A 25,558-nucleotide genomic window follows, 5' to 3' on the forward strand; every position below is an offset into this window, starting at 1 on the left:
TCCAGACTCGGCCCGGCCGTGCCGGTTACCGAGACGATCGGCCGAAAATGGCGCGCACGGACGGGAAGAACGCGGGCACCTGCGCGGCGTAGGCACGATAGGACGCACCGAACCGAGCAATGAGATCGCGCTCCTCGAGGTAGGTTCCGAGCAGGATGTACCCGGTCAGCCCGAGAGCCCACACCAGATGCCCGACGGTGAACTCACTGGCGAACCAGAACGACACCAGCAAACCGGTCATCAGCGGATGACGAACCAGCTTGTAGACGCCGTTCACCTGCAGGCGGTCGACCGTCGCGTCCGGTACCTGGATCACGTACTGGCGGTAGGCCTGGCTGATGCCGAGCAGGTGAAAGTGGTTCAGCAACAGGGTAGCCGCGTAGACCAGCACGAAACCGATCCAGAATCCGGTGTCGAGTGCCACCCCGACCGCACCGTCGGCCGACCACAGCACCTGCGGCACCGGCTGCCACGCCAGCATGATCACCCACATCACCAGGCACACGCCGATGATGTAGACGGTCCGTTCGAGCGCCTCGGGCACCCAGCGGGTGATGAATGCCTTGAACGAGGGCCGAGCCATTCCCGAGTGCTGCAGCGCGAACAGCGCGAGCAGCACGAGGTCGATCGCGATCGCCGGAACCGTGGACAGGTGCGGTCCCTTGTCCACCGTCTTCGGCAACCACCAGCCGCCGGCGAACAGCAGCATCAGCGGCACCGTGATTCCGGCGACACCGTAGACGGCGAAGGAGAACAGGAACGGGACGAGCCGCGAGGGGGTTTTCACCACGCCCCGAACCTGTTGCGGTGTCATCAGATCCATGCGAACCACGGCAGGAAACGCGAACGAACGGTGCCCGCCTCCAAACGCGTCTCCAGACGCGCCTTCCATTTGTTGCCGTAACCCTCGTTGAGGAAGCCGCCGGGCACGACCAGACGCCAACCCGACTGCGCCACCATCCAATACGGCACGATGACGCCGGGGTTCACGTCGCGCATGTAGTCGAGCTTGTCGGGGATCTGGCTCCAGTGGATGCCCGGGTAGCGGTGGTGCACGCTGTGGTAGCCCTGGTTGAAGATCAGGAAGTTGAGGATGTTGCCAGCGTTGTTCAGCGAGGTGCTCGGCTCGTCGGTGAATCCGCGCGCGGGGGCGTGGCTCAGCCAGGCGAAGTAGCCTGCGTTGACCTGGGTGATGAGGAACGGCACCCAGTAGAAGAGCACGAACTTCTCGAAGCCCGCGACGTACCAGACCGAACCGATCACGACCGCGTACACGGCCAGGTCGAAGATGAACTGGTGGCGCGTCTTCCGGCGACGCGGCGCCGGGTTCGCGGCGAAAACCGTACGCACCGTGTGGATCTTGACGACCATGCCGTAGCGGACCCAGTACCAGAGGGCACCGATGCCCTTGTCCAAGCCGGTGGTCGCGGTGACGTCACCCGGACCGTCGTTGAACCGGTGATGGTTGAGGACGTGCACCTCGCGCATCTCGGCCGCGGTCAGGTTACCGGGCAGGCAGCACAGGATGTCGACCACTCGATTGGGGAACTTGGACACGAACAGCGGGCGATGGGTGTGCATGTGCATCACGCCGATGGTCAGCGAGAGGTTCAGCAGCGAGAGCACGATGATCAGCGGTACCGCGAGGTACCAGGTCGAGGTGCCTGGTATGAACAGCGCGGCCGAGGTCATGCCCATCCACAACGCGATGTGGAGCAGCGGGCCGACGTTGGATGCGTGCTCGAGTTTGAACACGCGCCGGCTGAACGGCGGTTTCTCTGTGGGCGCGACGGGCGTTCCGGTGCTCATAGGAGAGCTCCTTCGCTAGTAGTGACGATCATCGAGGAGGTGTTCCTCGATTACTGGTGGCTGCTGTTGTCGAGAGCGGCGAGCTGCAGCCGTGTGGCCAGCGCCCGGATCGCGTCGGGTTCGTGGCTCGGCACCCGCTCCATGGCACCGAAAGCCAGGTGATCGGCGATCATCATGGTGCGGATCGCCGAATCGGAGAGTTCACCGGTCAAGCGGCCTTCGGGCAGCGTGTGCACCAGCGCGAAGGTGGTGTCGACGATCAACGGCATCAACGAGGTTTCCGTCGAGGCGAGATCGCCCGCACCGAGCACCTGCGACGCCGAAGCCGAGCCGGTGGTGAAATCCGGTGAGGCGTCGAGCATTTGATGGATCGCGGCGTCGCCGCTGCGGCGCACCCGCTCGAGCATCTTCGTCCAGTACGCCGGTGAGGCGGCGGCCAGCGCGGCCGCGGCGACCGGGCGCCGAAAGGCAGGCGGCGCGTCGACGGCACGGCACAGGAATGCCGAGGTCGTGATCGTCATGTACGCCATCGCCGCTCGCGCGCCCACACTCGGCGTGCCGGGACCGAGCTTGGCCAGTAGCGCGAAGCCACCGAGGGCGGGGGTGAGCTGGCGCAGCATCACCATCCGCGTGAGTTCGTCGCGGTCGGCGGCGCCGTAGATCGCGAGCTCGTTGTCGCGCAGGTCGTTGGCCGACTGGGCGATCACGGCGACGCAGCCGGTGAGCTCGCGCAGATCCGCTTCGGGCAGCACATCTTCGGCGACCAGGGCGCACGCGTAGTGGGTGATCCGGCCGAGCACGCCCTCGCTGTAGGCGACGCGGGTCAGTGGTGCGTCGATATTGCGGGCCATGACCCGGCCGACATCGGTGAGCACGTGGCCGACACGCTCGCGGCCGTGCTCGGACAATGCCGTGAGCAGCGCCCTGATGTCGGCGATGCGCTCGGCGAGTACCCGATCGACGGCTTCGCTGTCGCGGATCTCGCCCTCGAGCGCGGGTAGCGGCGTCGGGAGGATGTCGCTGACACCGTTGAGGTAATCCGCCGCCGCCAGCACGGCGCCGCTGGCCACCGCGCGGTCGCTGAGGTCTTCGAACGCGTCGAGGACACGACAGGCGAGCAGCGCGGCGGTGGCTTCGTCGCGCAACGTCGCGGGCAGCAGGGTGACGGCGATTCCGAGGTTGCGCCCCGCGGGGATCAGGGCGAGCGCGGCCAGCTCCCGCGGTGTCCGCGCGGCTCGCAGTGCGGCCAGATCCGGTGCGCGACGCAGGTGCCGCAGGCCACGGATCAGGAGGGGAAGGCGTGGTGTGTTCATCGGGATATCACCTGCTCGAGGAGCTCGCGCAGGTCGTCGCGCGCGAGGGAAGGTGGGAAGACGTCGAGGGCGCGGGTGGCCTTCTCGGTGGCGTCCATCGCGACCAGGCGGGCGGCTTTGGTCGCACCGCTCTCGACCAGGTCTTCTTGCAGGGTCGCGCTGGAAATCTCCGCGTCCAGCCACATTTCACGGGCTCCGGGTCGCGTGCCGAGCCATTCGATGACCGGCCAGGTCGGCACGCGGCGTTCGAGGTCACCGCCCGCGTCCTTGCCGAGGCCGGGTCCGCCCTCGATGTCGCGGACGTCGTCCATGATCTGGAAGGCGAGCGCAAGCTGGTCGGCGTACTCCATCAGGGCGTGCAGCCGATCGAGATCGACTCCGCCCGCGGTGCCGCCGTAGGAGCAGGACAGCCGGAACAGGGTGCCGGTCTTGGCCCCGGCCACGAGTTCGTAGTGGCGGCGCAGCGCGAGCTCGTCGATCGAGGGCGGCAGGGTCTCGATGAGCTGGCCGTAGGACAGGTCGGAGAGCCGATCCGCGTAGGTGATGCCGGGTGCCTCACCGACCCGCGCGAAGGCCTCCGGATTGTCGGTGAGCACCCGCGCGACCACCTGCATCGCGGCGCCTGCCAGGTGAAATCCGGCGCGCGCGCTGGTGCGGACACCGAACGCGGCGGGCACCGACGGCGCGTCACGGCGCAGCAGCGAGCCGTCGCAGATGTCGTCGTGGACCAGCGAGGATTCGTGCAGCATCTCCATCGCGCAGGCGAGGTCGACGGCGTCGCGCAGCGGGGCCGCGGTATCGATGGCATCGGGCAGCAGGCCGGCGCAGGCCAGGACGAGCCGTGCCCGCACGCGTTTGCCGGGCGCGGCCAGGATGTGGGTGTAGATCGCGTCGAAGTCTTCACCGGTGATGAGCAGTTCCCGCAGCCGTTCGGTGACGAGCGCCAGTTGCTCGGCCGGTCCGGCCGGCCTTGGCATGACCACCACTCGGTCGCCTGAGTGCTGGTCACCGGAGTGTTGTGCTGCGGGTAGCGCGGGATTATCCATAGCGCTGAGCTCCTTTGGTGTGATCACGATGCGGAGAGGTTCCCCGGCGACTGCCGGACACGGGTTTACGGACATTTCCGGTGGGGCAGTCGTAGGGAGTCACCTCTCGCAGCCGACGGGGTCGAGCGTCCCGTTCGCTGGCTACCGACGGGTAGTTTTGTGGAGGAAGCTCGAGATGTCAAGCATTCCAACATGTTCCAGGTTTGGATCCGACAATTGTGCTGTACCACAATGGTTTACAAGATTTGTGGGCGGGCAACACAGCAATTGTGGACCGCCGACGTTCACCTTTGTGCGGCGTAATCGCCTGCACGACAAAGGCTTCCGCGTCGTCGCGGGGCATCCGGGCGCGAACTCATGGCTCGCCGGGCACCCGAAGTCGAGACACCTCGGGATCGACCGGCTCGCGGTCGCTTCGGAGCCACAACGTCAATGTTGTTGATACACAGGCGATTCAGACCAGATTGACACGAACTGTCAGGTCGTCAACAGCTCCGGCGACGGGGGCAGCTCTGCCTGAACCATACAATCCGAAGTGCCTTCCCGCGAGCCGAGAAGCGATCGGGATGTGACTCGCCGCACGCACGACGATCCGAACTCACGGCGGCTGTCACATTGAAATACGCTGCAGCACTGTTAGTTTCGCTAGACACGCACCAGGACGCGGAGGCAGTCCGCCACCGACCACACGTAGGATCAGACACCGTGTGCCGATCGGTCACGCAACTGGAGCGGGTCAGCGGGCGGCGGTACTGCCGAGGTTGCCGAGGACCAGTTGGTCCGGCATCGGATGGTCCACGAGCGGAGCCGTGGAACGAGCCGGGGGGCGCATGATCGTGCAGCGACGAGCCAGCAGAGTGCCGCAGGTTTTGACGGCGGTGGTGATCATGTCTTCGGCCAGGGGAAGGTCGTCTTCGCGGTAGGCGAACACCGAGAAGCGCACCGTGTGCTGATCGTTGAGCGGGTCGGCCTGCTGAACCGCTTCGGCGGGGCAGCTCGACAGGAGCATGACCGCGGCGGCGAGGTCGGCGCAGGGATCACCGCCGACCAGCGAACCCGAGGCGAAGGCGGCGAACAGCGTGCGCAGGCACGGCTGTTCCGGCCGTTGCTGGGAGTCCTGGATCTGCGACCAACGGCGCAGGGCCGGGTGATCGGCGATATCGGGTCTGCCCTGCCAGCGCCGACGCGCGCAGTCGAGCAGGCGGGCGGCGGTCGAGTCCCACAGGTCGGGCGACTCGATCCGGGCGACGATGCGCAGGCGGCGGCATTCGTTCGCAGCGGTGGCTGCGGGCGGTTCGATGAGCGGCGTCGCCGCTTGTCGTTGCGTCTGCATGTGTCGACCTCCTACCGCGCGAGAGAAGAACCGAACGAGTGCTGCCGCGCGGCGGCGGAACCGCGCTGCCACGCGAGGCGGAATGCCCACACCGAGGCCAGTGCCGACATGACGACGACGGTCGCGATGGCCCCGAAGAGCACCCCGCCGGACCAGCCGACACCGTTATTTCGCGCGATCAACGCCAACGCGAGAATCGGCCCCGCCGTGATGAATACGGGAATCAGCAAGATCAACCCGAGAGTCACCAGACCCGACGGCGTCATCGCTGTTTTCGCTGCGGAGAAATCACGTCGGGAGATCATGGTGTGCGGCCCCGACGGCTGCGTGACTGTAGCCATTTCCGCCCTCTCCGTTACCTGAATGGAACCCAGCGAAACTCTCGAGCCCCAAACGTACAGCCCCTATCCGGCATTGCGCGCACATCGTCATGAAACAGTGATAACTCAAAACCGAACCCGGTCGAACAATCCGACATACACCCAGTTCAGACCCCATTTTTTGGATATCTTTCGATTTGCTACAGTCAGATTTCATTCAGATCGGGTAACAATTTCGGAGAACGATTGCGCACATGTCACCGCCTCATCAGGCAGGTCGAAGCTCATCGAGAATGCACTCGACAACGGCCGGCGTTTCGGCGAGACCAGTGCCGCCGATAAGTAGCCGGTAATACAACTGCGCAGAGAGCAGTTCGACTATCTCCCTGATCGAATGTCATTGCGCAATTACATAGATGCTCCGGGTATTTCGAGTCTTGAGAATGGAATACCTTGCCGCCCATCATATTCGCGAGTCCCTGATCGCCGGGCGCCTCCGACCACACGAACACCACCTCGGTGCGATGACGCAGTGGGGGCTGACGAGGTACGGGCAGATGTGCAGGAAGGCTGACAAGCCCGGACAAGACGAGAGCCCCGGCATCGCCGGGGCTCTTTCCACTTTCACTATATAGCGCATGTGGGGACTTGCGGCAAGGCCCCGTGGGTGCTGCACAATCATCCGGTCGCAGCGGAAAAGTACAGTTAGGGGCCTATGTCAGCGCACGGGTACGAAGAGGAACGCCGGTCCGAGCGGAGCTATGTCGCCGGGTTGTACTCGCGCCTCGATGCCGAGCGGGCACGGGTGAAGGGCCGCTACGGCGCGGCCTTGCGCTCCAAGGGCGACTCCCCCATGGAGCGCGACAACGAGGTGCGGGCGCTGGGCAAAGAAGTACAGCGCCTCGACGTGGCCGACAACGGACTGTGTTTCGGCCGACTCGACGCGGCATCGGGCGAGCGCTCCTATATCGGCCGGATCGGGCTGTTCGACGAGTCGAACGAGCTCGAACAGCTGCTGCTGGACTGGCGGGCCCCCGCGGCGCGCGCGTTCTACGTCGCTACCGCGGCCACTCCGGAGGGCATGCGCAGGCGTCGTCAGTTCCATACTCGCGGCCGTCAGGTGGTCGATTTCACCGACGAGGTGCTCGGCCGACCGGACGGGAGCGAGGGCGGCGCGGACGCCGCCCTGCTCGCCGCCGTCGACGCGCCCCGCGGGGACGGGATGCGCGATATCGTCGCGACGATCCAGGCCGAACAGGACGAGATCATCCGCCTCGAGCATCCCGGCGTGACCGTGATCGAGGGCGGTCCCGGGACCGGCAAGACTGTGGTGGCCCTGCACCGCGTCGCCTACCTGCTCTACACCCAGCGCAGGCGGATGGAGCGCCAGGGTGTGCTGGTGGTAGGCCCGAACCCGGCCTTCCTGAACCACATCGCCCATGTACTGCCCTCGCTGGGCGAGACGAATGTCGTGTTCGCGACTACCGCCGACCTCGTGCCCGGGTTGCACGCGAGCGCGGAGGATGCCCCCGAAGCCGCCCGTCTCAAGGGCTCGCTGCCGATCCTGGACATCCTGGCGGCGACGATCGCGGATCGTCAGCGCCTGCCCGAGGCGCCGCTGACGATCGCGCTGACCGACGTGACGGTGCGGATAGACGCCGCGACCGCGGAGTGGGCCAGACAGGAAGCGCGAGAGAGCGGCCGTCCGCACAACGAGGCGCGCGCGGTGTTCACCGAGATCATCACCTACGTCCTCACCGAACGCGCGATCGCTCGGATCGGCGAGGGGTGGCTGACTCGTGACGACACCGAGGCGTGGGAACAACTGCGGGCCGACCTGCTCCGCGAGCTCGCCGAGACCGACGAGTTCACCGCGGCGATCGATCGGTGCTGGCCGATCCTGCGCCCGGAAACCGTGCTGTCCGAGCTGTATTCGTCGCACGATCGGTTGCGCGCGGCCGGTGCGGACGAGGTGCTCTGGCGGGCCGACGGTGGCGCGTGGACGGTGTCGGACGTGCCGCTGCTCGACGAACTGGTGGACCTGCTCGGCCGCGACAAGGCCGCCGACGACTCCGCCGAGCGCGAACGCAAAGCCGAGGCCGAGTACGCGGCGGGCGTTCTGGACACTCTCATCAGCCGCGAAGACCTGATGGACGACGAAGACCATCTGCTCGCCCAGGACATGCTCTTCGGCGAAGATCTCGCCGAACGCTTCCTCGAGCGCGACACCCGCGAACTCGCCGACCGTGCCGCGGCGGACCGTGATTGGACCTACGGGCACGTGGTGGTCGACGAGGCCCAGGAACTGTCGGCGATGGATTGGCGGGTGCTGATGCGGCGCTGCCCGAGCCGCTCGTTCACGATCGTGGGCGATCTCGCGCACCGCCGGTCGGCGGCGGGCGCGACCTCGTGGGCCACGATGATGGAGCCCTACGTCCCCGGCCGGTGGATCTATCGCTCCCTCACGGTGAACTACCGCACCCCGGCGGAGATCATGGCGGTGGCCGCCGATGTGCTCGCCGAGTTCGCACCCGACGTCCGACCGCCGGATTCCGTGCGGTCCTGCGGTGTCGCACCCTGGTCCCGCCGGATCACCGCCGACGAATTGCCCGCGGCGATCGAGGAATTCGTGCGAAGCGAGGCGGGCCGCGAGGGGACGAGCATCGTGATCGGCCCGCCGGGTGTACCCGGCACGGTGCCCGCGTCGGAGACGAAAGGCCTCGAGTTCGACGCCGTGCTCGTCGTGGATCCGCAGCGAATCCTCGCCGACGGACCACGGGGCGCCGCCGAACTCTATGTCGCGCTCACTCGCGCCACCCAGCGTCTCGGTGTCGTGCACCAGAGCCCGTTGCCCGAGTCGCTGCGTGGACTCACCGAGGTCCAACCGGCAGAACAGCTGCAGGCGTAGCGATTTCAGCATGTACGTCTCGTGTGAGAACCGTTGCGGGACAACGGCTCAGAAGTAGCGGATCCAGACGTAGATCCAGGCGATGAAGCTGCTGAGCATCGTGACCGAGATGCCGTACTTCGTGAACTGCCAGAAGGTGATCCGCTGCCCCGCGCGAGCGGCGATCCCGAGTGCGACCACATTGGCGCTGGCCGCCACCGCCGTGCCGTTCCCACCGAAGTCGGCGCCCAAAGCGAAGGCCCACCACAGCGATCGGCCGGTAGCCGGATCCGGCGCCCCCGCGACGATGTCTTCGACCACCGGCGCCATGGTCGCGGTGTAGGGGATGTTGTCTACGAACGCGCCCAGGATCGCCGAACCGAAGACCAGGGCGGTCGCGGCAAGGAAGTAGTCGTCACCCACCCACCCGATCGCGGCGTCGCCGATCGTGGCGATCACCCCGGTGTGCACCAGGCCGGCGACCATCACGAACAGGCCCATGAAGAACACCAGCGTGGGCCACTCCACCTCCTGCAGGATGTCGCCGATGTCGAGGCCGGAGACCAGCACCATGATGCCCGCGCCGACCAGCGCGATCACCGACGGCGCGACATGCAGCACGCTGTGCAGGCAGAAGCCGACGACCACGCCGGTGAGCACGATCATCGAGCGCACCAGCAGTTTCGGATCGCGGATCGCGCGTCGTTCCTGCAACGCCATCACCGTGTCGACCGAGGCGGGATCGGTGCGCAGCGCCGAGCGGAACAGCACCCGGGTCAGCGCGACGAACAGCACGAAGGTGATCACCACGATCGGCGCCATGTGCACGAGGAAGTCGTTGAACGTGAGCCCGGCCCGGCTGGCGATGATGATGTTGGGCGGGTCGCCGATCAGCGTCGCCGCGCCGCCGATATTGGACGCGAGCACCTCGGCGATCAGGAACGGTTGCGCGGCGAGGCCGAGGCGTCGGCACACCACCAGCGTCACCGGGGCGACCAGCATGATGATGGTGACGTTGTCGAGAAACGGTGACGCGACCGCGGTGATCAACATCAGCATCACCATCAGGCGATACGGGTTGCCCCGCGAGCGTTTGGCCGACCAGATCGCCAGGTAGTCGAACAGGCCGGTCTGCTTGATGACACCGACGATGATCATCATCCCGAGCAGCAGGAAGATGACATTCCAGTCGATGCCCTCGTGGGCGGAATAGAAGACTTCGTCGCCGGGGATCAGGCCGAGCAGGGCCATCGCGCCCGCGGCGATCAGTACGGTCTTGACCTTGTCGGCTTTCTCCGTGGCGATGAAGAAGAAGGCGACCACGAAGATGACGACGGCAAGCGCTGCGGCCATGCGCGGCGTGGCGTTCAGTCGCCGGGGCCGACGACAGCGAGGCTGGTCAGCAACCGTTCCAGGGTGATCGCGCCGCGCAACGTGCGCGAGCGGTCGACCACGGCGATGAGCGGACTGTGCTTGCGCGCCATCAGGATCGCGATTTCCAGCAGGGTCGCGTCGGGGGTGACGGTGACCGGTTTGCTCGCGCCGTCGGGCAGACAGTCGCCGACCGTGAGGCTGCCCGGTTCCTGCCAGAACAGGTCGGCGTGCACCTCGTCGATCGTGCGCACCAGCGTCGGGTCGTCGTGGTAGGAGGCGGGAATCGCCAAGCGCAGCACCTGGGTTCCGGGCAGGACCGCCACCGGCCGGTCCAGCTCGTCGACGACGATCAGACCCGGCAACCGGTTGACGACCATCAGCCGGACCGCGCGGGCGACGGGGTCGCTGATACGGACGGTCGGCAGGTTCATCGCGATATCGCGTGCACGCATGGCATGGCTCCGGGGGGATTCGACTGTGCTCACGGGTGTGCCTTCCGTCCGGTCAGGAGGTCGAGCCGTTGTTCGAGGCGAGTGAGCCGGTCACCGAACGGCCGCGAATGCATGAGCTCGGCGACCTGATCGGCTTCGTCGGGCTCCAGCTCGATGTCGACCGTGGGTTCGTCGCTGCCACTCGTGTAGGCGAGCAGGCGTCGCGCTCCCGACGAGTGCGTCAGCAGGGCGAAGCGGGTGCCGTGGCGAGTGTGGAAGCTGTGCAGCACACCTGCTCCCGGGATCGTCGTCCGGTCGATATCCATGGCCGGCGGTCCTTCCTCGGCTCGTCGAAAGCGTCTGATCCGAGTCTGGTTCGCCCAGTTCACGGGCACTATCGGCCGTGACACCCATTTCGTCGACCGGTCCGGCGGGGTTAGCGGGTGCGGGATGGGTGCTGGGCACCATGGACAGAACGTGAGGGCGCCAGCATGCTGGTGTCATGAACCGTCTCGCAGCGCTGCGAGCAGGACGCTCGCGGCGAATCCGAACGCCGGTGACGGCGTTGTTCTGGCGGATCTGCTTGCTCAACGGCGTGATCTTCACCCTCGGCACGCTGATCCTGGCCCTCTCCCCGGCCACGGTGTCGGCCCGGCTGCGCCTGACCGAGGTGCCGGTGCTGGTGATCGGACTCGCGGTGATCCTCACGGCGAACGCCGTGGCCCTTCGCACCTCACTCGCTCCGCTCGACGAGCTGGTCGCCTCCATGCGCCGCGTCGACCCGCCCCGGCGCGCGGTCCGCCTCGAGCGCGGTGCGAGCGGGGACTTCCATCAGCTGATCGAGACCTTCAACGCGATGCTCGACCGCTTGGAAGCCGAACGGTCGGTGGCCGGTGGCACCGCGCTGGCCGCGCAGGAGGGTGAGCGTCGGCGCATCGCCCGCGAACTGCACGACGAGATCGGCCAGAGCCTGACCGTGGCGCTGTTGCGGCTCAAACGCGTCGTGGACCGGGCGCCCGCCGAGCTGCGTGCGGAGGTCGAGGCGGCGCAGGAAACGGTGCGTGGGTGTCTGGACGAGGTCCGCGGGATCGCCTCGCGGCTGCGGCCCGATGTGCTCGAAGACCTCGGTCTGCACAGCGCGATCACCGCGCTGTGTCACGAATTCAGCCGCACGGCAGGCATTTCCGTGCGTCGAGAGGTCGACCCCGCGATCAGTCGCCTCGACCCCGATATCGAACTCGTCTGCTATCGGGTCGCGCAGGAGAGCCTGACGAACGTGTTGCGCCACGCGGGCGCCGACGAGGTGACCCTGCTGATCGCGGCACGCGAGGACACCGTGATCCTCGAGGTCACCGACAACGGTCGCGGCGGCGCGGTCGAGGACGGGGCGGGCATCCGTGGAATGCGCGAGCGCGCCATGCTGATCGACGCGACCTTGACCATCACCTCCCCGATGTCGGGCGGCACGGCGGTCGAGTTGGTCATCCCGGTCCCGGCTCGTGACGAGGTACCGGCATGAGCGCGCCCACTCGGATCCTGCTGGCCGACGACCACGCGCTGGTGCGCAGCGGTCTGCGGATGATCCTGGACAACGAGCCGGACCTGCTCGTCGTCGCGGAGGCCGCCAACGGACTCGACGCGGTTACCGCGCTCGCCGACGACAGCATCGACCTGGTGATCCTCGATATCGCCATGCCGCGAATGACCGGCATCCAGGCCGCTCGCGAGATCACCAGGAACAACCATCCGGTACGCATCCTGATGCTGTCGATGTACGACAACGAGCAGTACTTCTTCGAGTCGCTCAAGGCCGGCGCCTCCGGCTACGTGCTGAAGTCGGTGGCCGATCGCGACCTCATCGAGGCGTGCCGGGCGACGATGCGTGGTGAATCGTTCCTCTACCCCGGCGCGGTCACCGCCCTCGTGCGCGACTACCTCCAACTCGCCCGGCAGGGCTCCGCGCTGCCGGAAACGATCCTCACCCCCCGTGAGGAGGAAGTACTCAAGCTGATCGCCGAGGGGCACTCCGCGCGCGAGATCGCCGCCGAGCTGGTGATCAGCGCGAAGACCGTCGACCGGCATCGCGCCAATATCCTGCAGAAACTGGGCCTGCGCGACCGGCTCGACCTGACCAGGTACGCCATTCGCGCCGGACTGATCGAGCCTTGAGAACAACGAAGGCCCCCGCATCGAACCGGGGGCCTCGACGCGCCGTCATTCCGCGAGCGGATCCACCTTCACCGGCTGTTTGCGACCGACCACCAACCGCATGACCGGCTCGACGATACGGGCACCGATCGGTCCGATGATGGCCATCAGGAGCACGTACGTGGTGGCCAGGGCGGCAAATTCGGCGGGTACCGCGCCCGCTGCCACGGCCAAGCCGGCGATGACGATCGAGAATTCGCCGCGCGCGACCAGGGCGGTACCAGCGCGGGCTCGGCCGAGCTGCGACGCCCCGGCCTGTTTGGCCGCCCACCACCCGGTGGCGATCTTGGTGACCGTCGTGACCACCGCCAGCAACACCGCCCAGCCGAGCACCGGCGGGATCGTCGACGGATCGGTGCTCAAACCGAACAGCACGAAGAACATCGCCGCGAACAGGTCGCGCAGCGGTTCGAGGATCTTGGTGGCGTCGTGCGCGGTCGAATCCGAGATCGCGATGCCGAGCAGGAACGCGCCGACCGCCGCCGACACCTGCACCGCCGAGGCGATACCCGCCACCAGCAGCGCCGAACCGAGCAGCTTGAGCAGGAAGATCTCACGATCCTCACTGGCCACGATCGCCGAGACATATCTGCCGTAGCGCAGCGCGACGACGAGCACCACCGTCACCGCGACCAGCGCGATTCCCACGGTGGTCATCCCGGCCACGAACCCGACACCGGCCAGCACCGCGGTGAGCACCGGCAGATAGACCGCCATCGCCAGGTCCTCGAACACCAGGATCGACAGCACGGTCGGCGTCTCCCGGTTGCCCAGTCGACCCAGGTCGTTGAGCACCTTGGCGACGATGCCCGACGAGGAGATGTAGGTGACGCCGGCCATCGCGATCGCCCCGGTGGGCCCGAGGCCGAGCATCAGCGCCACGATCACACCGGGGGTCGCGTTGAGCACCAGGTCGAGCAGACCCGCCGGCCACGATTTGCGCATGCCGGTGACCAATTCACCGGCGGTGTATTCCAACCCGAGCAACAACAGCAGCAGCACGACGCCGATCTCGCTGGCGATGTGGATGAAGTCCTCCACCTCGTGCAGCTCGATCAGCCCGCCGGTACCGAAGACCAAACCCCCGAGCAGGTAGAGCGGGATCGGCGAGAGGCCGATGCGAGCCGCGATGCGCCCGAGTACGCCCAACCCGAAGAACACAGCCCCCAGCTGGATCAGTGCCAGCGCGGTTCCACTGATCTCCACCGGCTCAGCCGTCGGTGAGGATCGAAGCGGCGGCGTCCAACCCGGCATTCGTGCCGACCACGACGACCATATCGCCACTGGCGAACACGAACTCCGGTCCCGGCGAGGCCAGGACCTGCCCCGCGCGCAGGACCGCCACGATCGACGCGCGCGTCCTGGTCCGCAGCTCGGTATCGCCCAGCCGCCGCGACGCGTACGGCGAATTCGGCGGAACCAACATCGATCGCGTGCTCACTCCGTCGAGTTCGCGATGTTCTTCGCGCAGCTGCGCGACCAACTGGGGTGCGCCGAGCAGGCTCGCCAGCGTGCGGGCCTCGACCGCGGACAGTGGAATCTGGACGGTCGAATCGGGGTCGCCGACCTTGGTGAAAATCAGGTCGGTACCACCGTCGCGGTGGTCGACGATGCCGATGCGGCGGTCCACTTTCGACAGTGAAAACTCTTTGCGGACACCGATTCCCGGCAGGGACGTCACTTCTACATTCATGGGATCACCTAACCTCAGCTAGGGATACCTTACCTGCCCTTTACTATCCGTATGGATTCTCAGCCCGCGCCGAGCAGCCTTCCGGCGGCGTCGAGGCCCTCGTCGGTGCCGATCACGACGACCAGGTCACCGGAGACGAAGGTGAAATCGGTCCCCGGTGAAGGAGTTACCTCACCCGCGCGCACCACCGCGACGACCGAGGCCTTGGTACGTGTGCGCATCTCGGTGTCACGCAGGGGGCGACCGTCGAAGGGGCTGCCGCGGTCGATCGCGAACTGCCTGGTCGACAGCTCGCCCGCGCTGTGGGTCTCCCGCGTCTTCTGCACCACCTGCGGGGCGCCGAGTAACCCGGCGAGCACGCCGATCTCGGTGTCCGACAGCGGAATCGACGTCGTCGAGTCATAGTCACCGGCGCGCGAGACAACCAGATCGACGGAGCCGTCACGATGCTCGATCACGCCGATCCGGCGACGCGCCTCCGCCAGCGGAAAGTCCTTGCATACGCCGATTCCCGGTAAAGGCGTCACATCGATGTTCACGCCCTCACAGTACGACGACATCGGAATAACACCAGCCCCTACCCTGCACACCCTCGTACACCAGCCACGTCCCCGACCTGACGCATAGTTGAGGTCAGCGATTGCCGGATCACCCGGCACCTGTCAGGGAACGGAGTTCAGGATGGCCGCGACGGCACCTCGATCACATCGAGACGACATCTCGGTGCTCGCGGCGCTACGCAGCCCGAGACGACTACGGACCGAAGTGCTGGGCGGACTGATCGTCGCGCTGGCCCTGATACCCGAGGCGATCTCGTTCTCGATCATCGCCGGGGTGGATCCGCGCGTGGGGCTGTTCGCCTCGTTCACCATGGCGGTGACGATCGCGTTCACCGGCGGCAGGCCCGCGATGATCTCGGCGGCGACGGGCGCGGTGGCGCTGGTGATCGCGCCGGTGGTGCGCGAGTACGGGATCGACTATCTGATCGCGACGGTGCTGCTGGCAGGGGTGTTCCAGATCGTGCTGAGCGTGGTCGGGGTGGCCAGGTTGATGCGCTTCATTCCGCGCAGCGTGATGGTCGGGTTCGTCAACGCGCTGGCCATCTCGGTCTTTCTCACTCAGCTCCCCTACCTGATCGGGGTGCCCTGGCTGGTGTATCCGATGCTGGCGGCGAGCCTGGCGATTCTGGTGTTGCTGCCGAAACTGACCACCGCGGTGCCGGCGCCGCTCGTCGCGATCGTGGCGCTCACCGCGGTGACGATGGCGTTGTCCTTGGATGTCCCGAATGTGGGTGACGAGGGCGCGCTGCCGAAGAGCCTGCCCTCGCTCGGGATACCGGACGTGCCGTGGAATCTGGACACACTGCGAATCATCGCGCCGTTCGCGCTCGCGATGGCGCTGGTCGGTCTGCTCGAATCGCTGATGACGGCCAAGCTCGTCGACGACATCACCGATTCGCATTCGGACAAGACCCGCGAGGGCTGGGGCCAGGGCGTGGCCAATCTCGTCACCGGGTTCTTCGGCGGGATGGGCGGGTGCGCGATGATCGGCCAGACCATGATCAACGTCAAGGTCTCCGGAGCGCGGACCCGGATCTCGACGTTCCTGGCCGGTGTCTTCCTGCTCGGGTTGGTCGTCGGACTCGGCGGACTGGTGGCGCAGATCCCGATGGCGGTGCTGGTCGCGGTGATGATCATGGTGTCGGTCGGGACCTTCGATTGGCATTCCATCGCACCGAAGACATTGCGGCGCATGCCCGTCGCGGAGACCACGGTGATGCTGGTGACCGTGCTCGTCACCGTCGTCACGCACAATCTGGCCTACGGCGTGATCGTCGGGGTACTGACCGCTATGGTGGCGTTCGCGCACCGGGTCGCGCACTTCACCGAGGTCGTGTCGGTGCCCACCGCCGACGACATCCGCGTCTACAAGGTGCGCGGCGAGCTGTTCTTCGCCTCCAGCAACGATCTCGTCTACCAGTTCGACTACGTCGACGATCCGGCGAACATCGTGATCGACCTGTCCGAGAGCCACATCTGGGACGCCTCCACCGTCGCCGCGCTCGACGCCATCACCACCAAGTACGCGAACAAGGGCAAGCAGGTGGAGATCATCGGCCTCAACGCCGCGTCCGAGGCTCGCCACGTTCGTTTGTCGGGCCTCGGCGGCGGCGAGGCCTGAGAACCCGACGCGCGGTTGCCGACGGGGTTCGGGCCCCATCGGCGCACGTCCGACCGCGGTTCTGCCGCTAAAGGCGCTGGCCGAGCAGGTCGACGACGGTCGCACACTCGCGGTCGAGTACCTCGGCGCGACCGCGGCCGATCATGGCGATCGAGCGGCGAACACCCCGGTGGCTTGCGTATTCGGGCGAAGTTGTGTGTTGTTGAACAGTGACCAACTCTTCCGGAGACGCGTATCCACTCACGGACACGATGACCACCACGACGGCGGTACACGACGGCGTCACGGTGCTGACGGTGACCGGCGAGGTCGACCTGGCGACCGCACCCGCCCTCGACACCACCATCGAGGCCATCCTGGCCGAGAAACCGGCGGCGCTGGTGATCGACCTGACCGCGGTCGGGTTCCTGGCGTCGGCAGGCATGGCGACGCTGGTCGCCGCGCATCAGCGGGCAGGCGAGACCACCTCGATCGCGGTCGTGGCCGACGGACCTGCCACCAGTCGTCAGCTGAAGATGACGAGCCTGGACCAGGTGTTCGCCATGCACACCACCCTGGATGCCGCGTTGGCGTCGTTCACGTCCTGACACAACACAACACGCCGCCGCCCGGGAATCTCCGGACGGCGGCGCGTTTGTCGTCGGTGGGTGTCAGCAGAGCGAGCGCAGCTGCTCGATCAGCTTCACCCGTCCTGCCGCGTTCTCGGCGATCGGCGTGACATTGAGCGTGGTGACGCCCGCCTCGGCCATCGCCGCGATGCGCTCCTTCACGAAGCTCTCCGGACCGATCAGCGACACGTCGCGCACCAGCTCGTCGGGCACGGCCTGGGTGGCGGCCTGCTTGTCGCCTGCCAGGTACAGCTCCTGGATGCGATCGGCGGCTTCGCCGTAGCCGTACTTGGTGGCGAGGGTGTGATAGAAGTTCTTGCCCTTGGCGCCCATGCCGCCGATGTAGAGCGCCAGGTGCGGCTTCACGAACTCGAGCAGCGGGGTGACGTTGTCACCGATCGCCAGTGCGGGACCGGCGAAGATGTCGAGCTCGCCCAGCGCCGGATCACGCTTGGCCTTGCCCGCGGCGAGCGCGTCGCCCCACACGTCGTTCGCCTTCTCCGGCAGGAAGAAGATCGGCTGCCAGCCGTTGGCGACCTCGGCGGCCAGCTCCACGTTCTTCGGGCCGAGCGCGGCCAGCAGCACCGGAATGTCCGAGCGCACCGGGTGATTGATCAGCTTGAGCTCTTTGCCGAGGCCGGTGCCACGCTCGGCGGGCAGCGGGATCTGGTAGTACTTGCCCTGGTAGTTGAGCTTCTCGCGGCGCCACACCGTGCGGCAGATTTCGAGCAGTTCGCGGGTGCGGCCGATCGGGGCGTCGTAGGGAACGCCGTGGAAGCCCTCGATGACCTGCGGGCCCGAGGCGCCGATGCCGAGGATGAACCGGCCGTCGGAGACGTAGTCCAGGCCCGCCGCGGTCATCGCGGTGAGGCTGGGGGTCCGGGTGTAGAGCTGCAGGATGCCCGAGGCCAGCTGCACTCGCTCGGTGCGAGCGGCCAGGAAGCCCAGCGCGCTCACCGCGTCGAACGAGTACGCCTCCGGCACGAAGACGATGTCGAGGCCGGCGCGTTCCAGGTCGGCGACCTCGGCCGCCGTCTCCTTGAAACCGTCCGTGTAGTTGATGCTCAATCCGATCCGCATGCACCCAACATAGCCCCGGACGACGCGCCGACCCCGACCGGTCGGTCTGTCGGCGCAGGTGCTGGTCGAGCGGGGTGCGTGGGCGGGCACGCGGTAGCGTTGGGAGAAGATTCCACGCAATTCTCGCCGCATCGAAAGGCCACCCCGTCGTGTCGCAGCCCACCGTGTCGCCGCAGCAGATCGCCCCCTCCTTCGGTTCGGTGACCTTGGAGCACTATCTGTCGGAGCTGGCCGCGAAAGTGCCCGCCCCCGGTGGCGGGGCCGTGGCCGCGCTGCATGCCGCGCAGGCCGCCGCGCTGGTGGCGATGGTGGCGCGCTACACCACTCGGGCCAAGGACGCGGACAACCGGCCGGTGATCGACCAGATCATTCTGGCCGCCGATGCCGCGGTGGCCAGGTCGCTCGCTCTCGCCGATGCCGACGCCGCCGCGTTCACCGCCGTCGGCGCCGCCTACAAGCTGCCCAAGGACACCGACGCCGAGATCGCCGCCCGCACCGCGGCGATCAACGCCGCCCTCGTCGAAGCCGCGCGCGTACCGGCCGCCGTAGTCGACGAGGCCGACGAGATCCTCTCCCTGGCGGCCGAACTGCTGCCGATCGGCAATCCCAACGTGGTCACCGATATCGGTGCCGCCGCCGACGCCGCCCGCGCCGCGGCGATGAGCTCGCAGCTCAATATCGAGATCAACGTCGGGTCCCTGCCCGCCGACCTCGGCGACCACTTCGCCGCTGCTCTGCTGCACGTCGAGACCATCGCGGCCCGCGCCGACGCCCTGCACGGCGACGTGCTGCACGCCGTACGGGGCTGAGTCAGCGGTCCGCGGTGAGCACGATCTTGCCGCGGACCCGGCCGGATTCGCTGCGCCGATGCGCGGCGGCGAGTTCGGTGATCGGCAGGATCTCAGCGATGTCGACGGTCAGCTCGCCGCGGTCGACCGCCGCCGCGAGCTCGTCGAGCGCGGCGGTCGTCGGATCGACATAGAGCCGATGCACTCGCGAATCGGGATGTGTCGGCGGACCTTCGGCGGCCACCACCCGACCGGTATCGCTCAGCACGGTCAACGACCGATCCGTGTAGTCGCCGCCGATCAGATCCAGCACCAGGTCGACCTCGCGCACCGCGGTGGTGAAGTCGGTGGTCGGGTAATCGATCGGTTCGGTGACGCCGAGTCCACGGAGATAGGCGTGGTTGCCGCTGCGCGCGGTGGCCGCGATCCACGCGCCGCGCCGGGCGGCGATCTGCACTGCCAGATGCCCGACCCCGCCGGCGGCCGCGTGCACGAGAACCCGCTCCCCCGACCGCACCGAGGCCAGTGCCTGCCAGGCGGTGACCCCGGCCACCGGAAGCGCGGCCGCGTGGACCGGGTCGATCGAGACGGGGACGCGCGCCAGCCGACTCTCCTGCGCCAGCACGTATTCCGCGTTGGCGCCGCCGAACACCATGCCGTACACCGCTTCTCCCGGCGCGAACAGCGTCGCGTCGTCGCCCACCTGCGCGACCACGCCGGACACATCGAGTCCGAGCACGAGCGGCGGCTCACCCAGGCTCCGGATCAGGCCGCTGCGCACCTTCCAGTCCGCGGCGTTGACGCTGGTCGCCACGACCCGCACCAACACCTCCCCCGGACCCGGCGTCGGGCGCGGCGCCTGCACGCGCTCGAAGACGTCGGGTCCGCCGAATGATCTCTGCTCGATCTGCCACATACCGTCGAGTCTGCGCCGACCGGTGTCCCAGCGGCAGTAGGCACCTTTCGGATACCGTGGTACCTCATGGATACCGTGGGTGAGCAGAGTTCGGTCGAGGCGTTCCTTCGCGACTGCCCGGCGCGGCAGTTGCTGTCGGTACTCGCCGACAAATGGGTCCTGCTGGTGCTCGGCAGCCTGCGCGAGGCGGGCGGGCCGGTGCGTTTCAACGAACTGCGCAGACGCCTGGACGGCATCACCCAGAAGGTGCTCACCCGCACACTGCGCGACCTGGAACGTGACGGCCTGGTCCGGCGCGAGGTGTTCCCCACCATGCCGCCCCGAGTGGAATACGGCATCACCGCGCTCGGGGCGGATCTGGGGCGGATCAGCCAGGCGATGGGCGCCTGGGTGGTCGAACACCACGCAGAGATCACCGCCGCCAGAGCCGAATTCGATGCCGCGCGCACCGCCGAACCGGCCCCGGTACCACAACCGGGGCGCTCGGCATCACCGATCTCGAAGTGAGAACGTTTCATCGAGGCCCCGACCTGCGTGAACGCAAGACGACACACCGGTGGACCCGACGGCCGTTACCACTTCGATAGGTCGAGTTGATCATGGCGGCCTAGACTTGGAATCCGCCTACGAGTGAGTGAAGGGGTGGCGTTTATGAGGAGCGCATTTCGTTTCCTGTTCGTCGCGATCATGGCGGCAGTATTAGCCGCATCCTGGTCGGGAGCCGCGTCCGCGGATCTGATCGGAGGCCAGCGCACCCAGTACGGCGGTGGCACGTACGCAGAGGCGAATCTCTCGACGCACACCTTCACGGTGAGCCAGGGTGGACAGGTTGTGCGGGTGATGCCCGCGTCGATGGGCAAGCCCGGTTTCGAGACGCCCACCGGCACCTTCAGCGTGCTCGAGAAGGATCGGGCGGTGGTGTTCGACTCGCGCACGATCGGCATTCCGCTCGACGACCCGGAGGGCTACATCGTCGACGGTGAATACGCCGTGCGCCTCACCTGGGGTGGCGTGATGGTGCACTCGGCGCCGTGGTCGGTGGACTCGCAGGGCAACGCCAATGTGAGCCACGGCTGCATCAACCTCGCCCCCGACGACGCCGCCTGGTACTTCGAAAATGTCGGCATCGGCGACGAGGTCTATATCCACTGGTAAACATTTTCCCTCGTGGCATTCGGCGAACGCGCCGTCAGGGCAGTATCGTGCCCGTAACGAAATCGTTGCGGGACATACCCTGACGGCGACGAGCCTGATGAAGGTGGGGCGATGGATCGACCGGATGCGCACAGACCGATCGGGGCTCGACAGCACGACCCGGGATCGGCAGGTGCTCCGCTCGCTGCTGTCACCCCGATTCGGCGCTCACGCGACCTCGGCGCGCCACGGCCTCGTCGGCTGAGCGAGCAGCCGACGAGCGGTGCCCGTCATCGCATCGAAGGTGGACCCACGACACCGGCCGGTATTCCGGTCATCTCGGCGGCCGCCATTCGAGAGGCCGAGACCAGTGGGGTCGTTCCGGCGGACGCTACCGTCACCGATCGGCTGCCCGTTGTCGGCGGAAAATTCGATCCCGGTGCGCGTCACCGTCTCCCGGACACCCCGTTCTCGATGAGCGACAACGGACCCGACACCGATCAACTGCCGATCATCACCTCGCCGACCCCGGGGTGGGCGAGGCTCGAACATCCCACACCCAGCTACGGCGCTGCGGTGACTCAGCATTCGCGTTCCACACCCGAGGACCGCGGTGCGGACACCTTCCCACCGCGCCCCGCGTCCGATTACCGCGGTGCGGACACCTTCCCACCGCGCCCGGCCTCCCCTTACCGTGGCACGGACACCTTCCCACCACGCCCCGCACCCGATTACCCCGACACGGACGCCTTTTCGGCACACGCCCCTTCCGAGGACCACGGTGGCGAGGATGAGCCTTCGCGTACCGCACCCGACTACAACGGCAACGACGAAGTCTTCGCGCGGATGATCGATCGCTCCAAGCGACGGCGCGTGCCCCGATGGGTCGCACCGCTGGTCGCCTCGGTGGCAGGCGCCGTCCTTCTCGGCGGCACCTACGTCCAACTGCGCGGGCCCGCACCGACATCCACGGCGGCGAGCACTCCCCTGGCCCCGAGTTCGGTGAGCCCGGTGACGGCCGAGTGCCCCACCGAACAGATCGGCGCCATGTCCCGGGGCAACGGCGCGGGCGGCACCGAGTCCGGCATCGCGGCGATCCTGGCCTTCCAATACGCCTATTACGTGGCGCGGTCCGGTGATCAGGCGCGGACCCTCGTGGCTTCCGATGCCGTCGCGCCCTCCGCGGCTGCCATCCAGGCCGGGATCGACTCCACCCCGGTGGGCACCACGCACTGCGTGGAGATCACCCCGGGCGCCTTCGCCGATCAATACCTCGTCAAGATCACCGCGTTCCGACCGGATTCGGCGCCGAGCACCTACACACCCCAACTGGTGGGGACCGCCGAGATCGGCAACAAAACGTTGATCACCTCGTTCGGAGCGGCACCGCGCTAGACCCGGACGAGGCCCGCCTCACGACGCGGCCTCGGCACCGACAAGGTCTTCTCCGGGCGCGCAGAGCGGTTTGTGGTCTACCGCGGCGTGGCCAGGCCAGGCCGGGCCGGGCCGGTCTCGGCGCGCTCTCGCCCCGAGACCACGGCAGCCGAACCCTCAGTGGCGGGGCTGGTCGGCCGACCGGCCCATGTCGACCGACCCGAGCGTGCTCAGCGGTGCCGAGTCGATCGCGAAAAGTGTTCAGGCGCGGGCTTTTTCGGCGGCGACGACCACATGGCGCATAAGCAGCGCGGTGGTCACCGGGCCGACACCACCGGGAACGGGGCTCAGCGCCGCAGCCTTGCCGATGACCGACGCCGCGTCGACGTCGCCCACGATGCCGCCGTCTTCGGCTTCGTTGGTGCCCACGTCGATCACCACCGCACCCTCGCCGATGTGCTTGCCGGTGACCAGGCCGATCCGGCCCGCCGCGGCGACCACGATGTCCGCGGGGGTGGTGACCGCGGCCAGGTCGGCCGTGCGTGAGTGCGCGACCGTGACGGTCGCGTTCTCGGCGAGCAGCAGCTGAGCCAGCGGCTTGCCGACGATATTGGAGCGGCCGACCACGGTGACGAGACGCCCCTGCAGCGCGATGCCGTGATGCTTCAGCAGCTCGACGACGGCTTCGGAGGTGGCGGGGACGAATCCGTCGAGGCCGGAGGCGAGCAGGCCGAGCGACAGCGGGCTGACGCCGTCGACATCCTTGGTCGCGGCGATCGCGGAACTCACGTCGTCGAGGTTCACGCCGACCGGCAGCGGGGTCTGCAGCATGATCGCATCGGTGGCCGGGTCGGCGCTGCGCGCGCTCAGTTCGGCGCGAATCGTCTCGGCGCTCGCGTCGGCGCCGAGATCGATGCGCTCGCAGGCGATTCCGAGTCGTTCGGCGGCCTTGCGCAGGGAGTTCACGTACCAGGCGCTCGCCGGGTCGTCGTTGGCGACGATCAGCGCCAGCGTCGGCGCGGTGCCCGCGGCGGTGAGCGCGGCCGCGCGCTCCTTCGAGTCGGCGTTGATGGCGGCGGCGAGTTCCTTGCCGGTCAGCGAAGCGGTATCCACGGTGAGTCACCTTATCCGCCGCCGGGCCGACAGCCTGCCGCCGGGCCGCGACGCGCGCAAGCTGGTCGAGATCCACCGGGCGCCGGATGAACGGCCGTAGGGTGTCGGCAGCTCTGCTCTGCCAGCACGTACCGAACCGTTCGCGGGAAGGGTTGCGACTGACTTGAAGATCTCGAGGAACTGGAAACAACTGGCCGCCGCCGTCCTGGCGACCGCCGCATTGACGGGCGTCACCGTGGGCCCAGCCGCCGCGGAAGCCGATGTGACAGCGCTCTACAACTCGGCGCAACGGCATTTCACCGACGGTGACGACGCCGCCGGACGTGCCGACCTCCGCGCCCTCATCGCCGCCGATCCCCATGATGCCGACGCGCTCGCCCTCCAGGCGATCTGGTCGCACTACGCGGGCGATCCGGCCGCGGTCGGTGACGCACTGACCAGGCTCGGCGGAATCGACGCGGGCATGGCGGCACGCACCAACCACGTGCTGCACGCGGTGACCGCTGCCGCCGCCACCCTGCCCAACCCGCTGCCGGCGCTGGTCGGTCCGCAGACCGGCATCGTGGTCCTGGGCTACGGCCTGCTGCCCGACGGCGCGCTGCGACCGGAGCTGGAGAACCGGCTCACCGCGGCGTGGATGCAGGCGATCGCCGCGCCGTTCTCCCCGGTGATCGTGACCGGCGGTAATCCCCAGAACGGTATCTCCGAGGCCGAGGCGATGCGGCGCTGGCTGACCGCGCGCGGGCTGCCCGGCGATCGGATCCATGTGGAGGATCGGGCCGGGTCGACGGTGCAGAACGCGCTGTTCAGCACCAGGCTGCTGCGCGATCTCGGTGCGACCAGCGCGGTGGTGGTGACCTCCCCGAACCACATTCGCCGCGCGGTCGCCGACTTCATCGTGGCGGGAACGCATGTGGTGGGGGCGATGACCTCGCTCGAGCAGCTGGTTTCCCAGTTGCCCCCGCCCGCGCGCAGTGCCCAGCGCGGGATCTACCTCGACGCGACCCGCACCTTCGAACTGGACACTTCGCGCTGAGCCGTTGCGCCGCGACCACCGCCTGCGGTGAAAATTCGTTTGCCAGGTCAGGAACAATCGGCGCATGAGCGGTTCCGGTTTTCCCGAGGTGGTCGTGACGTTGCGGCATGCGGGATGCGTGTTCGCCGAGGACGAGGCCACGCTGTTGATCGAGGCGGCGGCAGGTGATCCCCGCCGACTGGACGCGTTGGTGGGACAACGGGTCTCGGGGACTCCGCTCGAATATCTGCTCGGCTGGGTGGAATTCCGGGGACTGCGGGTCGGCGTGCGACCGGGCGTTTTCGTGCCGCGTCAGCGCACGGCGTTCCTGGTGGAGCAGGCGGTCGACGGTGTCGCGCCCGGCACGAAGCGAGCCTGTGTGGTCGACCTGTGTTGTGGCTGTGGGGCGCTCGGGCTGAGCGCGGCGACCGAGCTCACCGCGCGGGGCTGCGACGTCGAGCTCGTCGCCGCTGATATCGACCCCGTGGCCGTCGCCTGCGCCCGCGAGAATCTCGCGCCGATGAGCGCACCGGTGTTCGGCGGCGATCTGTTCGACGCGCTGCCGGGTGACCTGCGCGGGCGCATCGACATCCTGCTCGCGAACACACCGTATGTGCCCAGTGCCCGGGTCGCGGACCTGCCGCCGGAGGCACGCGAGCACGAGCCGCTGGCCGCGCTCGACGGTGGCGAGGACGGGCTCGATATATTCCGGCGGGTCGCCGAGGGTGCGGCCGCATGGCTGGCGCCGGGCGGCACCGTGCTGGTGGAAACCGGTGCGGGACAGGTCGATATCGCGTGCTCGGTGCTCACCGCGCACGGTCTCGTACCCCGTGTGGCGGAGTCCGAGGAGTACTACGCCACCGTGGTCGTCGGTACCCGAGATCCTCGCTGATCGCGACCCCACCACACCACCCGAAAACGACGATGCCCCCGTC

The 25,558-nt window shown here is 67.6% G+C and carries 25 protein-coding genes and 1 pseudogene; 11 read left to right on the forward strand and 15 right to left on the reverse strand.

What is annotated here, in order from left to right; all coding sequences use genetic code 11:
• Window positions 1–25 precede the first annotated feature (25 nt).
• The 6 genes from ASD42_RS03430 to ASD42_RS03455 all read right to left on the reverse strand — a co-directional run bounded on the left by ASD42_RS03430 (window position 26) and on the right by ASD42_RS03455 (window position 5,842).
• Complete coding sequence (locus ASD42_RS03430) at window positions 26–814, reverse strand: methyltransferase family protein (RefSeq protein WP_235569294.1); 789 nt, start codon at window positions 812–814, stop codon at window positions 26–28.
• Window positions 814–1,809: a fatty acid desaturase gene (locus ASD42_RS03435; RefSeq protein ID WP_056810018.1), complete on the reverse strand. Its 996-nt coding sequence runs from the start codon at window positions 1,807–1,809 to the stop codon at window positions 814–816. The genes ASD42_RS03430 and ASD42_RS03435 overlap by 1 nt, the downstream gene beginning before the upstream one ends.
• A 50-nt stretch (window positions 1,810–1,859) precedes the next feature.
• Window positions 1,860–3,122: a hypothetical protein gene (locus ASD42_RS03440; protein ID WP_056810021.1), complete on the reverse strand. Its 1,263-nt coding sequence runs from the start codon at window positions 3,120–3,122 to the stop codon at window positions 1,860–1,862.
• Window positions 3,119–4,168, reverse strand: a complete 1,050-nt coding sequence (locus ASD42_RS03445) for a polyprenyl synthetase family protein (protein ID WP_235569295.1) — start codon at window positions 4,166–4,168, stop codon at window positions 3,119–3,121. Before ASD42_RS03445 ends, ASD42_RS03440 begins: the two co-directional genes overlap by 4 nt.
• A 736-nt stretch (window positions 4,169–4,904) precedes the next feature.
• The gene (locus ASD42_RS03450; RefSeq protein ID WP_056810024.1) at window positions 4,905–5,501 is read right to left on the reverse strand and encodes a hypothetical protein; all 597 of its coding nucleotides are present in this window, start codon (window positions 5,499–5,501) and stop codon (window positions 4,905–4,907) included.
• A gap of 11 nt (window positions 5,502–5,512) precedes the next feature.
• Window positions 5,513–5,842, reverse strand: coding sequence for a hypothetical protein (locus ASD42_RS03455; protein ID WP_156677378.1), 330 nt, complete (start codon window positions 5,840–5,842; stop codon window positions 5,513–5,515).
• Between the two features lie 694 nt (window positions 5,843–6,536).
• On the opposite strand from ASD42_RS03455, the gene helR reads away from it, so the two are divergent.
• Window positions 6,537–8,729, forward strand: coding sequence for an RNA polymerase recycling motor ATPase HelR (gene helR / locus ASD42_RS03465; protein ID WP_056810032.1), 2,193 nt, complete (start codon window positions 6,537–6,539; stop codon window positions 8,727–8,729).
• Window positions 8,730–8,777: 48 nt separating this feature from the next.
• Here the strand turns inward: helR and ASD42_RS03470 are convergent, their stop codons facing one another.
• From ASD42_RS03470 to ASD42_RS03480, 3 genes are read right to left on the reverse strand one after another with little or no spacing between them, the layout of a single operon-like run.
• Window positions 8,778–10,061 carry an ArsB/NhaD family transporter gene (locus tag ASD42_RS03470; RefSeq protein ID WP_156677379.1) on the reverse strand — a complete coding sequence of 428 codons (1,284 nt, stop codon included), beginning with the start codon at window positions 10,059–10,061 and terminating at the stop codon, window positions 8,778–8,780.
• A 14-nt stretch (window positions 10,062–10,075) separates the two neighbouring features.
• Window positions 10,076–10,534 carry a CBS domain-containing protein gene (locus ASD42_RS03475; protein WP_056810038.1) on the reverse strand — a complete coding sequence of 153 codons (459 nt, stop codon included), beginning with the start codon at window positions 10,532–10,534 and terminating at the stop codon, window positions 10,076–10,078.
• Between the two features lie 29 nt (window positions 10,535–10,563).
• Entirely contained in the window at window positions 10,564–10,839 is a 276-nt protein-coding gene (locus tag ASD42_RS03480; RefSeq protein ID WP_056810039.1) for a hypothetical protein, read from the reverse strand.
• Window positions 10,840–11,015: 176 nt separating this feature from the next.
• Between ASD42_RS03480 and ASD42_RS03485 the strand changes: the two genes are divergently transcribed.
• Window positions 11,016–12,032 carry a sensor histidine kinase gene (locus ASD42_RS03485; protein ID WP_056810044.1) on the forward strand — a complete coding sequence of 339 codons (1,017 nt, stop codon included), beginning with the start codon at window positions 11,016–11,018 and terminating at the stop codon, window positions 12,030–12,032.
• Window positions 12,029–12,682 carry a response regulator gene (locus ASD42_RS03490; protein WP_056810047.1) on the forward strand — a complete coding sequence of 218 codons (654 nt, stop codon included), beginning with the start codon at window positions 12,029–12,031 and terminating at the stop codon, window positions 12,680–12,682. The genes ASD42_RS03485 and ASD42_RS03490 overlap by 4 nt, the downstream gene beginning before the upstream one ends.
• A gap of 45 nt (window positions 12,683–12,727) precedes the next feature.
• Here the strand turns inward: ASD42_RS03490 and ASD42_RS03495 are convergent, their stop codons facing one another.
• Genes ASD42_RS03495 through ASD42_RS03505 form a run of 3 tightly spaced genes read right to left on the reverse strand, consistent with a single transcriptional unit; the run spans window position 12,728 to window position 14,953 of the window.
• A complete protein-coding gene (locus ASD42_RS03495; RefSeq protein ID WP_131816960.1) occupies window positions 12,728–13,921 on the reverse strand; it encodes a cation:proton antiporter in 1,194 nt (397 codons plus the stop codon).
• Between the two features lie 10 nt (window positions 13,922–13,931).
• A complete protein-coding gene (locus tag ASD42_RS03500) occupies window positions 13,932–14,414 on the reverse strand; it encodes a cation:proton antiporter regulatory subunit (protein WP_056810053.1) in 483 nt (160 codons plus the stop codon).
• A 59-nt stretch (window positions 14,415–14,473) separates the two neighbouring features.
• Window positions 14,474–14,953: a cation:proton antiporter regulatory subunit gene (locus ASD42_RS03505; RefSeq protein WP_056810056.1), complete on the reverse strand. Its 480-nt coding sequence runs from the start codon at window positions 14,951–14,953 to the stop codon at window positions 14,474–14,476.
• Between the two features lie 142 nt (window positions 14,954–15,095).
• Between ASD42_RS03505 and ASD42_RS03510 the strand changes: the two genes are divergently transcribed.
• Window positions 15,096–16,595, forward strand: coding sequence for a SulP family inorganic anion transporter (locus ASD42_RS03510; protein WP_056810058.1), 1,500 nt, complete (start codon window positions 15,096–15,098; stop codon window positions 16,593–16,595).
• 251 nt (window positions 16,596–16,846) lie between these two features.
• Window positions 16,847–17,182 (forward strand): STAS domain-containing protein, encoded by a 336-nt coding sequence (locus tag ASD42_RS03520; protein ID WP_056810064.1) that lies wholly within the window; start codon window positions 16,847–16,849, stop codon window positions 17,180–17,182.
• Between the two features lie 63 nt (window positions 17,183–17,245).
• Here the strand turns inward: ASD42_RS03520 and ASD42_RS03525 are convergent, their stop codons facing one another.
• On the reverse strand, window positions 17,246–18,283 hold the full coding sequence (locus ASD42_RS03525) for an LLM class F420-dependent oxidoreductase (protein ID WP_056810067.1): 1,038 nt from the start codon (window positions 18,281–18,283) through the stop codon (window positions 17,246–17,248).
• Between the two features lie 149 nt (window positions 18,284–18,432).
• Here ASD42_RS03525 and ASD42_RS03530 point away from each other — a divergent pair, with 149 nt between their 5' ends.
• Window positions 18,433–19,092, forward strand: a complete 660-nt coding sequence (locus ASD42_RS03530) for a cyclodeaminase/cyclohydrolase family protein (RefSeq protein ID WP_082843764.1) — start codon at window positions 18,433–18,435, stop codon at window positions 19,090–19,092.
• A 1-nt stretch (window position 19,093) separates the two neighbouring features.
• Here ASD42_RS03530 and ASD42_RS03535 read toward each other — a convergent pair whose 3' ends face one another.
• Window positions 19,094–19,987, reverse strand: a complete 894-nt coding sequence (locus ASD42_RS03535) for an NADP-dependent oxidoreductase (protein WP_056810069.1) — start codon at window positions 19,985–19,987, stop codon at window positions 19,094–19,096.
• A 66-nt stretch (window positions 19,988–20,053) separates the two neighbouring features.
• On the opposite strand from ASD42_RS03535, the gene ASD42_RS03540 reads away from it, so the two are divergent.
• The 3 genes and pseudogenes from ASD42_RS03540 to ASD42_RS03550 all read left to right on the forward strand — a co-directional run bounded on the left by ASD42_RS03540 (window position 20,054) and on the right by ASD42_RS03550 (window position 22,516).
• Window positions 20,054–20,494 carry a winged helix-turn-helix transcriptional regulator gene (locus ASD42_RS03540; protein ID WP_056810071.1) on the forward strand — a complete coding sequence of 147 codons (441 nt, stop codon included), beginning with the start codon at window positions 20,054–20,056 and terminating at the stop codon, window positions 20,492–20,494.
• A gap of 276 nt (window positions 20,495–20,770) precedes the next feature.
• Window positions 20,771–21,142: pseudogene (locus ASD42_RS03545) on the forward strand (L,D-transpeptidase); the annotation flags it as partial.
• 111 nt (window positions 21,143–21,253) lie between these two features.
• Window positions 21,254–22,516, forward strand: coding sequence for a hypothetical protein (locus ASD42_RS03550; RefSeq protein ID WP_056810077.1), 1,263 nt, complete (start codon window positions 21,254–21,256; stop codon window positions 22,514–22,516).
• A 240-nt stretch (window positions 22,517–22,756) separates the two neighbouring features.
• On the opposite strand, the gene ASD42_RS03555 is transcribed toward ASD42_RS03550, so the two are convergent.
• Window positions 22,757–23,608 (reverse strand): bifunctional 5,10-methylenetetrahydrofolate dehydrogenase/5,10-methenyltetrahydrofolate cyclohydrolase, encoded by an 852-nt coding sequence (locus ASD42_RS03555; protein WP_056810080.1) that lies wholly within the window; start codon window positions 23,606–23,608, stop codon window positions 22,757–22,759.
• A 163-nt stretch (window positions 23,609–23,771) separates the two neighbouring features.
• On the opposite strand from ASD42_RS03555, the gene ASD42_RS03560 reads away from it, so the two are divergent.
• The gene (locus ASD42_RS03560; RefSeq protein WP_056810083.1) at window positions 23,772–24,644 is read left to right on the forward strand and encodes a YdcF family protein; all 873 of its coding nucleotides are present in this window, start codon (window positions 23,772–23,774) and stop codon (window positions 24,642–24,644) included.
• A gap of 64 nt (window positions 24,645–24,708) precedes the next feature.
• On the forward strand, window positions 24,709–25,515 hold the full coding sequence (locus ASD42_RS03565; protein WP_056810085.1) for a putative protein N(5)-glutamine methyltransferase: 807 nt from the start codon (window positions 24,709–24,711) through the stop codon (window positions 25,513–25,515).
• The last annotated feature ends 43 nt before the right edge of the window (window positions 25,516–25,558 follow it).

This window comes from Nocardia sp. Root136 (assembly GCF_001427185.1).
Classification (GTDB): domain Bacteria; phylum Actinomycetota; class Actinomycetes; order Mycobacteriales; family Mycobacteriaceae; genus Nocardia; species Nocardia salmonicida.